Consider the following 13,469-nt stretch of genomic DNA (forward strand, 5'->3'; position numbering starts at 1 on the left):
AGGGAAGTGCAATCATGCAAAGAACAAAAAACCCAATACTAAATCAAGTATCAAATGCAGATGTAATGGATAGAAGTAATTCTGCTAGTTACTTAGGAATTAGTATTAAAACAGGTATTTTATTACTTACAACAATTATTAGTGGGTTATTTGCTTGGTTCTTAATTAGTACAAAACCAGAATCAGCAGTAACAATTTTAAGTGTTAGTGGAATCACTGCATTAATCTCAGTTTTACTAGCAAGCTTTATTCCAAGAATGGCAATGCCTTTTTCAATCTTATACACACTTGCAGAAGGATTCATTTTAGGAGCAATAACAGTTGTTGCAGAATTATTTGCTCCAGGAATTGGAATGACAGCAGTTATTATTACAGTAGTGATATTTGGAGTTATGCTTGCTTTATACTCTTCAAGAACTATAAGAGCAACAAGCAAATTTAGAAAATTTATGTTTTCAACAATCATTGCTATCTTAATATTTTCAATATTAGGAGCGCTTATTCCACAAATTAGTGCATTATTTGCAAATAATTTTGGATTAGCAATCGGTTTATCAGCGTTTTTAATTATTTATGGTGCATTCATGTTAATTTTAAACTTTGATCAAGCTGAATATATAGTAGATGCTGGTGCAGATAAGATGTATGAATGGAGTGTTTCATTAGGTTTAATGATAACAATTTTCTGGATTTACATTGAAGTAATCAGATTATTGATTATTCTTGCAGCAAATAGAGATTAACAATTAAATATAAAACTTTGAGAAGTCATAGTAATATCAATTAGTTTATTTAAGCGAGTGTATGATAGTGAAAGATACATAATAAATGTGATACGAATTCAACTTTGAGTGGTACTAATCATACCCGGGTAATTCCGTTAAAAATATAAGAGTGCTAGAGTAATCTAGAACTAAGGTGGTACCGCGTATAACATACGTCCTTAGATATAAGGACGTATGTTTTTATTTTTAAAATATCAGAAAGGATTACTAGTTTTAGTATAAGAGAAAAATGAGTAATAATATAGAAAAATTAAAAGAAGAAATTAGGCTTAAAGTTGAAGAAGCTTTAACGAAAGAAGAATTAGAAATAATTAGAAATAATTATCTTAGCAAAAAAGGTGAGTTTGCTAAATTAATGGCAAGTATGAAAGATTTACCAAATGAGGAAAAACCGGCATTTGGTAAACTTGTTAATGAAGCAAAAACTTTAATTGAATTAATTCTTTTAGATAAATTATCAATTATCAAAGATAAGTTATTAGAAGAAAAACTAAATAATGAAAAAATAGATATAACTGTAAAAGGTGATAAATTTAGTCTTGGAACAATTCATCCATTAAACCAAGTGATCGAAGACTTAGAAGACTTTTTTATCGCGATGGGATATGAAGTAAAAGAAGGACCTGAAGTAGAACTTGATTTATATAATTTTGAGATGATGAACTTTAGTGAAGGCCATCCAGCAAGAGATATGCAAGATACATTTTATGTTGAAGATAAAGTTTTACTAAGAACCCATACTTCACCAGTTCAAGCAAGAACAATGTTAGAGAGTAAAAATAATCCAGTAAAGATTATCTGCCCAGGTAAAACATATAGAAGAGATGAAGATGATTTAACTCACTCCCATCAATTTATGCAAATTGAAGGATTAGTAATTGATAAAAATATTTCATTTGCTAATTTAAAAGATACTCTACTTAGAATGGTTAGACATTTATTTGGTGAAAAAAGAGAAATAAGAGTAAGACCATCTTATTTTCCATTTGTTGAACCAGGGGTAGAAGTTGATGTTGTTGTTAATAACAACGATGGGACAAAAAGATATATTGAAGTACTTGGGGCAGGACTAATTCATCCAGAAGTATTAAGAATGGGTGGTTATGATCCAAAGGAATTTAGTGGATTTGCATTTGGTATTGGTGTTGAGCGTATCGCAATGCTTAAATATAATGTTGAAGATATTAGAAACTTTTATTTAAATGATTTACGTTTCTTACAACAATTTAAGGGAGATTTATCATGAAATTATACGAAAACATATTAAAACAATTTATTGATGTTCCAAAAGATATTTATGAATTAACTAATAGTTATATAACAGAAGTTGAAGACTTTAAAAAACTATTTGATATTAACAATCTAGTTATAGGTTATGTTTCAGAATTAGTTAAACATCCTGATGCTGATACACTAAGTGTTACAAAAGTAAATGTTGGTCATGAAGTTAAACAAATTGTTTGCGGGGCACCAAATGTTGCAAAGGGACAGTATGTAATAGTGGCACTTGAGGGTGCAGTATTACCTGGAGATTTTAAAATCAAGAAATCTAAAATTCGTGGTGTTGAATCATTTGGGATGATTTGCTCTTTAAGTGAACTAGGAATTGAAAAAGACTTAATACCAGAAAAATATTCAAGTGGAATATATTACTTTGACACAGAAAAAAAGGTTGGAACTAATCCTTTGAGCGAATTAATGTTAGATGGTTTTATTTTAGAATTATCCCTTACACCAAATAGAAATGATTTATTATCTCATTATGGCTATGCAAGAGATCTAGCAGCTGTTTTAAATAAAAAAATTGAATTAAAAGAATATAAAATTAATGAAATTACAAAGAAAAATGAACTTAGCGTTAAGATAGAATCCAAAAATACAAATAGTTATTATGCAAGATATTTTAGTGATGTTAAAATACAAGAATCGCCACTTTGGCTAAAAGTGTATTTAAAAGAAATGGGAGTTAACCCGGTTAATAATATTGTAGATATTACAAATTATATTTTATACACATACGGAATTCCAATGCATGCTTTTGATGCAAATAAGTTTAATAGTAAAACTATTGTTGTTAAAGACAATGACAAAAAACAAACTGTTAAAACCTTAGATGGTAATGATATTGAAATAACAAGTGGTGAAATATTAATTACAAATGGTAAAGATATTATGGCACTTGGTGGCATAATGGGACTTGATAATTCAAAAATTTCAGAAAACACAAGTGAAATTATTTTAGAAGTTGCAAGTTTTTCAAGAGAAACAACAAGAGCAACAAGTAAAAAGACTAACTTAACTAGTGATTCACAATTAAGATTTGAACGTGGTATTGATGAAGCAATTATGCTTCAAGCATTAAATCATGCAACATATCTTTTTGAAACCTTAGCAAGTGCTAAAACTCATCAAGGAATTAGTAGTGAAGTATTAAAACAAAACGAAAATCCATTCATTAAAATTGATCTAAATAAGATTAATGAAATGATTGGAACTAATATCGAAGATAAGATGATTTATGATATTCTAGACCGCTTAAACTTTGAAGTTAACAAAAAAACTCTTGAAGTAAAAGCACCTTCATATAGAAGTGATATTTTAATATTTGCAGATGTTTTAGAAGAAGTTTTAAGAATTTATGGACTAGACAATGTTAAGATGGAATCTTTAATAACAACTAGTTCAAAAGGCTTAACAGATAGTCAAAAAATGGTTAGAAAACTAAGACATTATTTAAGTGATTTTGGATTAAATGAAGTAATAACTTATAGTCTTTTAAAAGAAGAAAATGTTAATAAATATAATACTATTGGTGATGTTGTAAAAGTGATAAAACCGATCTCCAATGATAGAAGAGTTATAAGACAAAGTTTAATTAATGGATTAGTTGATGCAATGCACTATAATCAAAATAGAATGAACAACAATGTTAATTTATTTGAAATTGGTAATGTTTATGCAAAAGATTTAGAAAAAAGAAAACTTGCTATTTTACTAACAGGAGATGTTAGAGAAAATCCATGGAAAAAGACAAGCACAAAAATAGATTTTTATTATTTAAGTGGAATTTTAGCAAATATTATGACATTAACAAATGTTTTATATGAACTAGAAGAATCAAACAATCCAATGTTTCACCCTCATCAACAAGCAAATATAATTGTTGATAAAAAAGTGGTTGGAATTATTGGTAAACTTCATCCAAAACATGAAGCAACAGATACATTTGTTTTAGAGTTAGATTTAGGATTATTAATTAATAATAATAAATTCAAATATAAAATGATTTCAAAATATCCAAATGTTGAAAGAGATATTGCGATTGTTGTTGAAAAAGACTTAAAAGCAAATAATATTATTAAAGTAATTGAACAAACTTTAAGAAAAAACTTAGTTAAAGTTGAACTATTTGATATCTATGATGGAAAAGGAATTAAAGAAGGTTTTAAATCACTAGCATTTAATATTGTCTTTAATGATGATTCTAAGACATTAGAAAAAGAAGAAGTTGATAAACTAATGAAAAAAGTAACAAACCGCTTAATGTTTGAATTTAATGCAGAAATAAGAGAATAACTTACTAAAAGTACTTTAGATTGTAAATAACCTAAAGTACTTTTTTTATAATAAAACTTAATTTTTTATTTTCTTTAACATCAATCAAATTAATGATATAATCATTATGGTGATAAAATGATGTTAATATATGACTTGACATATGTAGAATTAATTAAATATTTAGAAGAAAAAGGTTTTAAAAAATATCGTGCTGATCAAATTTGGCACTGGTTATATAAACAAAAAGTAAGTGATTTTGATCAGATGGTTAATATACCTAAAGATATTTTAAATTTATTAAAAGAAAATTTTAGTTTAAATGCATTAGAATTAGTTGTAGATACAAAGAGCTCTGACGGAACAATCAAAGCTTTATTTGCACTACATGATGGGCATTTAATTGAAACTGTTTTAATGCAACATTATTATGGTAAGAGTGTTTGTGTTACAACACAGGTTGGCTGTAATATAGGTTGTAGTTTTTGTGCATCAGGACAACTTAAAAAGAAAAGAGATTTAACAAGTGGGGAAATTATTGCCCAAGTTATCGCAATGAGCAGACTTTTAAATGATAGAGTTAGCCATATTGTTGTTATGGGAATTGGTGAGCCATTTGATAACTATAAAAATTTACTTAAATTTTTAAATGTTATAAATGATCCAAAAGGATTAGAAATTGGTGCTAGACATATTACAGTAAGTACATCGGGATTAGTACCTAAAATTAGAGATTTTGCAGATTTAAACACACAAGTAAACTTAGCAATTAGTCTTCATGCACCAAATAATGAAATTAGAAGTGAGTTAATGAAAATTAACAAATCATTCCCAATTGAAAAAGTAATTGAAGCAGTTAGATACTATATTGAAAAAACGAATAGAAGAGTTACAATTGAATATATTTTAATTGATGGTCTAAATGATAAAGTTGAGCATGCAGTAGAACTATCAAATTTACTTAGAGGATTAAATTTATATGTAAACTTAATACCTTACAATGAAGTAAAAGAAGCAGGATATAGAAGAAGTACCAAAGCAAATCAGTTAGCATTTTATGATACACTTAAGAAACGTGGAATTAATTCAACTTTAAGAAAAGAACAAGGACATGATATTGATGCAGCATGTGGTCAATTACGTAGTCAACACTTAGAAAAGGAGATTTAATGGATTTTAAAAAATGTTTGGTAAAAAAACAAATTTCTAATCAATATGTTGTTATTGATTTAGAAAATAATACTGAGTATGATGCAATTGCTAGTGGTAAGTTAAGATATGTAAGAATAGATGAGAAAAGCAGTTTTAACGAAGCGTATGGCAGAAGACTTAAAAAAGACTTACAAACTATTAAAATAAGCCCTAAAGTAGGGGATAGAGTAATGGTTAACTTTAGTATGGATAAAGTAATTATCGAAGAAGTTACCCCAAGAATAAATGATCTAGTAAGACCTGACGTTGCAAATGTTGACCAGGTTTTATTAGTCTTTTCTGCTATTAGACCCGATTTTAGTTTTCACCTCTTAGATAAGTTTTTAGTTATTTTAAATGAACAAAATTTAAATATTACACTAGTAGTATCTAAGATTGATTTAATTGAAGATAATGATTTGCTAAAACTTAAAGAAAACTTAAATTATTATAAAGAAAGTTTAGGGATTGAAATCCATTATGTTAACAGTAAACAAAAAATTGGTTTTGACACGCTAGAAGACATATTTAAAGATAAAATTACTGTACTTGCTGGTCAAACTGGGGTTGGTAAATCGACACTACTTAATGCATTAATTCCAGAGCTTAATTTAAAAACACAGGAAATATCTGATGCACTTGGCCGTGGTAAACATACAACAAGACATTCACAGTTATATGATTTTAATTTAGGATATATTTGTGATACACCAGGTTTTTCTAAAATTGAAATTAGCTTAACTGAAAAAGAAGATTTGAAGCTTTATTATAAAGATTTTATGGATCATGCAATAAATTGTAAATTTAGTTCATGTAATCATGTTAATGAGCCAAGCTGTGAGATTAAACATCAAGTAGAAATGGGTAATATTCCAAAGGAAAGATATGATAATTACTTATTGTTTTATGAAGAAATAGAAAAAAAGAAAAATAAATTTTAAGGAGAATAAAATGAAAATTGCCCCATCAATTTTAACTGCAGACTTTACAGATTTAAAAAATGAAATAAAGTCAATTAGTAATGCAGACTTAATCCATATTGATATAATGGATGGAAATTTTGTGCCAAATATTTCATTTGGTCCAGCAATTAATAAACAAATTGCAAAAATTAGTAATATTGATTTAGATGTCCATTTAATGGTAACGAATCCATTAATGTGGATTGATGAATTTAGCTTAGAAAATGTTAAATATATAACCGTTCATTATGAATCACAAAATTTCTTAGAATCAATTAAAAGAATAAAGGAAAACAAGAAATTAGTAGGTATAACAATTAAGCCTAAAACTAAAGTAAGTTCGATATTAGATGTTTTAAAGCTTGCTGATTTAGTATTGGTAATGAGTGTTGAACCCGGTTTTGGTGGTCAAAAATTTATGCCTGAAATGTTAGATAAGGTAAGAGAGTTAAAAAGACTAAGAGAAGAAAATAATTATAACTATCAAATTGAAATTGATGGTGGAATTAATAATGAGACAATTAAGCTTGCAAAAGAAGCAGGCGTTGATATTTCTGTTGTTGGTTCATATTTATTTAATCAAACAGACAGAAATAAAGTAATAGATAATTTAAAATGAGAGTAGTTGTTTTTGCAGGTACAATAACTGCTAAACTAAATAAAATTATAACTCTAAAAGATAGTGATTACGTAATTGCTGTTGATCTTGCTTTTGATTACTTATTAGACAATAACATCAAAGTAGATTTGGTTGTTGGTGATTTTGATTCTTTAATAAATAAAGAGCTATTAAAGGATTTTAAAACCCTAAAATTAGATCCAATAAAAGATGAAACTGATACTTATATTGCGATTAAAGAAGCATTTAAAATTAGTGATGAAGTAATTCTAATTGGTGGGATAAAAGGACCTAGAATCGAGCATTTCATTGCTAATTTATATTTACTAGATAAGTATCCGAGCCTAGTAATAATTGATGAGGATTCAAAGATAAGTTTAATAGATAAAGGCGAAAATATTATTACATCAAAGGGATATATTAGCTTATTTGCTCATAGTAATTCAAGGATAACTTTAAAAGGTTTTAAGTATCCATTAGATAAATATAATTTATCTAAGTATGATCCACTTTGTATTTCAAATGAGTTAACGGGAAGTGTTGGTTTAATTGAAATTGATAAAGGATCTTGCTTTTTAATCGAGACAAAAAAATAAAAGAACCAGAAGGTTCTTTTTATTTTTATTGTTTAAATTAATTTAATTCTAATTTAAATTTTTTAATTGCGCGAGCGGAAACTTTAACCTTTTTAGTTGACCCATCCTCAAATTGAACACGGACAGTCTGTAGATTACTTTTCCATTTACGTCTTGTGGCATTCAACGCGTGACTTCTTCTATTTCCGGATAGCGTAGATTTACCTGTTACATAACATTTAGCCATATATTTCTCACTCCTTACTTGCATTTAATAATTTAACACAAAAAACGTAAAAATGCAATAAAACTAGTAAATATTAAGTGACAAAGTGATAAAATGGCCATAATAGTACATTTTATCAACATAAAATTAAGAAAATAGTAGCATTTACATCGAATATGTTATAATATATATACGAAATGATGGAACTTTGTTCCTATATTTATCGCGCCATATTTTATAATATGGCAACTCTTAAACATCTCATTTCAAATAGAATGTTCTATATTATAGGAGGGTCTCAATGGCTAATAGTAAATTAAGCGGAACTCTATTTAAAAAAATGGTTACAAACGGTGCAGTTAATTTAAAAAATAATCATAAAGAAATTGATAACTTAAATGTTTTTCCAGTACCAGATGGTGATACAGGAACAAATATGCAAATGACAATGATGGCTGGAATTAAAGAAGTAAAAAATAATAAAACTGATTCAATTCAAGATATTTCAAAAATATTATCACGTGGACTATTAATGGGAGCTAGAGGTAACTCAGGAGTTATTCTGTCTCAGTTTTTCCGCGGACTTTATTCTGAAATTGCAAAAATCGACAGCGACTCAGTCAGTGTTGATGATTTCATCCAAGCTTTAGTTGGTGGTTACCAAATGTCTTATCGCGCCGTAATGGATCCTGTTGAAGGAACTATTTTAACTGTTGTTAGAGAATCTGCAGAAAAAGTATTACAAGAAAGAAAAAACTTAAAATCAATAGATGAAGTGTTAAAAGTTTATTTAACACAAGCAAAAGAAACATTAATTAAAACTCCAGACTTATTACCAGTCTTAAAAGAAGCAGGTGTAGTAGATAGTGGTGGAGCAGGATTTATTAAAATTGTTGAAGGTTGGATGATGGCACTTAATGGTCAAGAAATTCAAGAAGAACAACAATATGTAGAACAAAATAGTTTTGTACATGAACATAACGAAATTGGGGCACATAACTTAGGTGAAATTGATATTAAATTTGGTTACTGTACTGAATTTATTGTTAAATTATTTGATTATGAAAAATTTGATGAAAAATTCATGAGAGAACCTTTATCACAAATGGGTGATTCATTAGTAGTTGTAACTGATGAAGACTTATTAAAAGTACACGTTCATACAAATCAACCAGGGGTTGCTTTAACACTTGCTCAAAAATATGGTGAGTTACAAACAATTAAAGTTGATAACATGAGAAATCAACATAGTAATATTATGAATAGTGAAAAAGAAGTTACCAAAATAGAAACACCAAAACAAAAGTCTAAATATGCTTTAATTTCAGTAGCATCAGGCGAAGGTATTAAAGAAGTATTTTTAGAATTAGGTGTTGACCGAGTAATTAGTGGTGGACAAACAATGAATCCATCAACTGAAGACTTTGTAAAAGCAATTAATGAGTTAAATGCCGAAAATATTATTATTTTACCAAATAACTCAAATATTATTTTAACAGCTGAACAAACAGTTGAACTTTGTCCAGAATACAATATTAGAGTACTTAAGACAAAGAGTATTGCTCAAGGATATAGTTCATTAATTTCTTTTGATCCAACAATGAAAATTGATGAAAATATTGAAGCAATGACTGAATCAATTACAAACATGAAATCAGGCGAAGTAACATATGCAATCCGCGACACTGAAATGAAAGGTGTTAAGATTAAAGAAGGTGACTTCATTGGTATTTCAAGTAGTGAAATTAAAGTTTCAACAAATAATAAAGTTGAAACAACAAATAATTTAATTGATCTTTTATTAAGTGATGAAAGTGAAATAATTACTGTATTTTATGGCCTTGACGTATTAGATGAAGAATTAGATGAAGTTATTTCTCATATTAATACAAAAGCACCTGATATTGAAGTAGAAATCATTGAAGGTAAACAAGATATTTATTCATTTATAATTGCAGTTGAATAATTAATTACATTAAATTAATAGGCTTAGTTTAAATAACTAGGCCTTTTAATGTTATAAATATTTAAAAATAAATCACTTTGATTTGTTATACTGATTCAATATTAAAATTTAATTTCATTTTTGATTAAAACAGATTATAATTTAACAAAGTTGCAAAGGGATATAACTTGCGCTAGATTAAGTTCTGATGGATCTCGCAACTTTTTCTTTCTAATTATAAATTTTACAGGTTTTATTAAATGAATCAAAACATTATTGTTTTTTTTCGTTTTTTAGTGTATAATTAATCACAGAAAATTAAATATAAAACACCTTAGATAAAGAGTGATATATGTAATTGCGAAACTGGTGGAATGGTAGACACGCTATCTTGAGGGGGTAGTGGACGTAAGTCTGTAAGGGTTCAAGTCCCTTGTTTCGCACCAAATACTAAATTAATTTAGACTATTTTATAAAAAAAATAGTCTTTTTGTTTATAATCTTCATTTTACAAATTAAAATGTTATAATATTAACAAGTTTAGGGGTGAAAATATGAAAATAGCAAAAGGAACTAAGACAAATATTCAAAGCTATAAACATAATGAACAGCTTCACCGTGTATGGAAAGATACTGTTATAGTAGATTATCAAGATAATTATGTAGTTACAGCACACCAAAAATCTCGGGTTTTTGAACACACAGGTAAGTCGTGGTATACAAAAGAACCAGCAATATGTTATTTTTATGATGACTTATGGTATAACGTGATTGTGATGTTCAAAAAGACAGGAATTTATTACTATTGTAATTTATCAAGCCCTTATTTGTTTGATGGGGAATCAATAAAATATATTGATTATGATTTAGATTTTAAGGTATTTCCAGATGGTAAATATGTTGTGTTAGATAAAAATGAATATAAATATCATAGTAAAAAGATGGATTATCCGGTAGAAATAAAAGAGATTGTTGAAAAAGAGCTACAAGAATTAATTAAGAAAATTGAAAAAAAGGAACCTCCATTTTCACATGAATATGTAAAAAATGATTATAAAAAAGCATTCAAGGATAGTATAAATGAGTAGACAATTAATAAATATTTCATTAAAACAAGTTTTGGCAGGGGTTATTGCATTAATTTTAGGCTATCTACTAGACCTCCAATTTTTTACAACAGCTTCAGCTGGGGCAATTTTATCAATACAATTAACCAAACGAGATTTTATTCAAATTGGCATTAAGAGGCTTATAAGTAGTTTTTTTGCAATTACACTTGGTGCAGTAATGTTTAAGTATTTAGGACAAACATTTCTTTACTTTTCCCTATTTTTAATTATTTTTGTTTTATTTTCATGGATATTTAAAATGCCAGAGGGAATTGTGTTAGGAGTAGTTTTTGTTACTCACTTTTATGTAATTGATAATATTACACTGAATTTTTACTTAGAAGAATTACTCGTATTATTATTATCTCTTGGTGTTGCATTCTTAGTAAATATGTTTTATCCTGAATTATCAAAAAATAGAATGTATGAAAATATGCATAAAGTAGATGATTTGGTTGAAGAATATATTTTAGCAATTGTTAATGACTTTAGTAGTAATTCTATAAATAAACTAGAAAATTATAAAGACACGCTAAATAAGATTATGAATGAAGCACAAATGGTAGATAAAAATATTATTGTTCAAAATGATCACCGATATATGACATATTTATATATGAGAAATTTACAAATAAGTACGTTATCTGATATTTATAATAACCTTAGAAAAATTAAACATAATCATGAATATACAAAAATGATTTTAGATTATTTAAAAGAAATAAGTAACAATATTGGTTTTAGTAATAATGCAGAGAAATGCTTAATAACATATAATGAGTTATCAAGTTATTTTATTAATTCTAGTCTTCCTAAAACGAGGGAAGAGTTTGAAACAAGAGCAAGACTTTTTGTTATATTAAATGAAATTGAGTCATTTTTAAATTTAAAAATTGAGTTTCATCAAAAATATCCAAATTTTAGTTAAAGGAGAAAAATATGAATATAAAAGAAACCTTAAAAAGACAAGAAAGTAGAGGACTTTCTAAAAGTATCCTAATTAGTATTATTTTATTTTTAGTTGTTGTAAATGTAGTTCCAGTATTTAAAAATTTTAGTAATACAAACTTTATAGTTGCTTTAATAGCACTTGTTATTATTTTATTAAGAGGTGCATTGCCACTATTTTACCAAACAAAAAGAATGGCATTTGTTGCTAACTTTATTACATTTGCCCTATTTGTTCCAAATATATTAAACAATATTAATTTTACTTCAAATATGGAAATTCTAGATATCCTTATTTTACTAATTAATATTGCAATAAGTATTTATTTGATTCTTAAAATGTATGCTCATTTTGATGAATTAAATCAGTATGCAAGAAAACCAAGTAGAAGCATTTTATTTATAATACTTCTTTCTCTTGCAAGAATTTATTTTGATAAATATTTTCAAACATTAACTGTTTTCTTACTATTTTTCCTTACAATTATCTTACAGGGAAATGCAAGAGAATCATTGATTTTATCAATCTTTATCTTTGTAGTAAGTACATTAGAAATCATTTCATTAATAGTTTTAACACAGCAGTTTTCAAGTGGATTTGTAAATTTCTTTCCATCGTTAATTAGCATTTTGTTTAACGTATTAATGATTTCAACAGCATTAAAATTTTATCAAGAAGATACTGATTCAAATTATTTTACTTATGAATAAAAAAATGATTGAATTAATCAATCATTAAGTAGTTTGCAATAAATCTTGCAATTCCATCATTATTATTATCAAAGGCAGTTATATGTGTAGCTGCTTTTTTTACTGCATCCAGACCATTTTTCATAGCAACACCATTGGAAGATAATTTAAGCATTTCAACGTCATTAACGCCATCACCAAAGGTGAATAAATTATTAGTAGAAGTATTATAATAATCTAACACTTCTTTAATTGCTGTAGCTTTTGATATGTTGTTTTGATAAATATCATAAAATGCATTACCGTTATATGATCCCCAATATCTGGGACTAATTTCCTTACCCTCAAAAAAGGATTCAAATTTAGATCTATCTTTATCATCAATTAAGCAAATAACATTTAAGACTTTATCATATGTTTTGTTATTGTCATATAAAGTCACTTCATCATAATTATCACCATTAAATATTCGTTCTAATTCTTTATTATGTTTAAATGAAATAATATTATTTGGTTCATTTAACATCATGCTTTTTAAAATAGTAGAGTTTTTTTCATATAATTCTTTAACTAAATTAGGCTTAATATAATGAACTTTAATATTTCCATCAGGATATTTAATAAAAGCCCCATTAAGTGATATAATTGGTGTTTTTAAGTTTAATAAACGATAATATTTAACCATGCCCATTAAACTCCTACCACTTGCTAAAACAACTAAATGTCCGAGTTCTGAAATTTTGTTTATTTTATCGATTGTATATGTATTTAACTCACTTTTATTATTAAGTAAACTACCATCCATATCCGTTACAAAGATGTATTTCATTGTCATTCCTCCTTAGATATATTAATTATTATAAC

13 protein-coding genes, 1 tRNA gene and 1 other annotated feature are annotated in these 13,469 nt (G+C 27.0%); of the genes, 12 read left to right on the plus strand and 2 right to left on the minus strand.

The window, feature by feature from the left end; translation table 11 throughout:
• Nucleotides 1–14 precede the first annotated feature (14 nt).
• The 7 genes from T352_RS0100105 (at nt 15) to T352_RS0100135 (ending at nt 7,708) form a co-directional block, all read left to right on the plus strand.
• The gene (locus tag T352_RS0100105; protein WP_026391221.1) at nt 15–743 is read left to right on the plus strand and encodes a Bax inhibitor-1/YccA family protein; all 729 of its coding nucleotides are present in this window, start codon (nt 15–17) and stop codon (nt 741–743) included.
• Nucleotides 744–751: 8 nt separating this feature from the next.
• Nucleotides 752–948 (plus strand) — a binding site (T-box leader).
• 66 nt (nt 949–1,014) lie between these two features.
• Nucleotides 1,015–2,031: a phenylalanine--tRNA ligase subunit alpha gene (locus tag T352_RS0100110; protein WP_162151039.1), complete on the plus strand. Its 1,017-nt coding sequence runs from the start codon at nt 1,015–1,017 to the stop codon at nt 2,029–2,031.
• Nucleotides 2,028–4,361 carry a phenylalanine--tRNA ligase subunit beta gene (gene pheT / locus T352_RS05890; RefSeq protein WP_026391223.1) on the plus strand — a complete coding sequence of 778 codons (2,334 nt, stop codon included), beginning with the start codon at nt 2,028–2,030 and terminating at the stop codon, nt 4,359–4,361. The genes T352_RS0100110 and pheT overlap by 4 nt, the downstream gene beginning before the upstream one ends.
• A 120-nt stretch (nt 4,362–4,481) precedes the next feature.
• Nucleotides 4,482–5,510: a 23S rRNA (adenine(2503)-C(2))-methyltransferase RlmN gene (rlmN, locus tag T352_RS0100120; protein WP_026391224.1), complete on the plus strand. Its 1,029-nt coding sequence runs from the start codon at nt 4,482–4,484 to the stop codon at nt 5,508–5,510.
• Nucleotides 5,510–6,472: a ribosome small subunit-dependent GTPase A gene (gene rsgA / locus T352_RS0100125; protein ID WP_035344657.1), complete on the plus strand. Its 963-nt coding sequence runs from the start codon at nt 5,510–5,512 to the stop codon at nt 6,470–6,472. The genes rlmN and rsgA overlap by 1 nt, the downstream gene beginning before the upstream one ends.
• A 10-nt stretch (nt 6,473–6,482) precedes the next feature.
• Nucleotides 6,483–7,112, plus strand: a complete 630-nt coding sequence (gene rpe, locus T352_RS0100130; RefSeq protein ID WP_162151040.1) for a ribulose-phosphate 3-epimerase — start codon at nt 6,483–6,485, stop codon at nt 7,110–7,112.
• Nucleotides 7,109–7,708, plus strand: coding sequence for a thiamine diphosphokinase (locus T352_RS0100135; protein ID WP_026391227.1), 600 nt, complete (start codon nt 7,109–7,111; stop codon nt 7,706–7,708). Before rpe ends, T352_RS0100135 begins: the two co-directional genes overlap by 4 nt.
• Nucleotides 7,709–7,745: 37 nt before the next feature.
• Here the strand turns inward: T352_RS0100135 and rpmB are convergent, their stop codons facing one another.
• Nucleotides 7,746–7,934 carry a 50S ribosomal protein L28 gene (gene rpmB, locus T352_RS0100140; protein WP_026391228.1) on the minus strand — a complete coding sequence of 63 codons (189 nt, stop codon included), beginning with the start codon at nt 7,932–7,934 and terminating at the stop codon, nt 7,746–7,748.
• 280 nt (nt 7,935–8,214) lie between these two features.
• Between rpmB and T352_RS0100145 the strand changes: the two genes are divergently transcribed.
• From T352_RS0100145 to T352_RS0100165, 5 genes are all read left to right on the plus strand, one after another.
• A complete protein-coding gene (locus tag T352_RS0100145) occupies nt 8,215–9,879 on the plus strand; it encodes a DAK2 domain-containing protein (protein ID WP_026391229.1) in 1,665 nt (554 codons plus the stop codon).
• Between the two features lie 339 nt (nt 9,880–10,218).
• A tRNA-Leu gene (locus T352_RS0100150) sits at nt 10,219–10,304 on the plus strand.
• A 108-nt stretch (nt 10,305–10,412) separates the two neighbouring features.
• Complete coding sequence (locus T352_RS0100155) at nt 10,413–10,946, plus strand: DUF402 domain-containing protein (RefSeq protein WP_026391230.1); 534 nt, start codon at nt 10,413–10,415, stop codon at nt 10,944–10,946.
• A complete protein-coding gene (locus T352_RS0100160; protein ID WP_026391231.1) occupies nt 10,939–11,895 on the plus strand; it encodes an aromatic acid exporter family protein in 957 nt (318 codons plus the stop codon). Before T352_RS0100155 ends, T352_RS0100160 begins: the two co-directional genes overlap by 8 nt.
• An 11-nt stretch (nt 11,896–11,906) precedes the next feature.
• Nucleotides 11,907–12,626: a hypothetical protein gene (locus T352_RS0100165; RefSeq protein WP_026391232.1), complete on the plus strand. Its 720-nt coding sequence runs from the start codon at nt 11,907–11,909 to the stop codon at nt 12,624–12,626.
• A gap of 13 nt (nt 12,627–12,639) precedes the next feature.
• On the opposite strand, the gene T352_RS0100170 is transcribed toward T352_RS0100165, so the two are convergent.
• The gene (locus tag T352_RS0100170) at nt 12,640–13,434 is read right to left on the minus strand and encodes a Cof-type HAD-IIB family hydrolase (RefSeq protein WP_026391233.1); all 795 of its coding nucleotides are present in this window, start codon (nt 13,432–13,434) and stop codon (nt 12,640–12,642) included.
• Nucleotides 13,435–13,469 lie beyond the last annotated feature (35 nt).

The organism is Haploplasma modicum ATCC 29102, from assembly GCF_000687835.1.
In the GTDB taxonomy this organism is placed as follows: Bacteria; Bacillota_I; Bacilli_A; order Acholeplasmatales; family Acholeplasmataceae; genus Haploplasma; species Haploplasma modicum.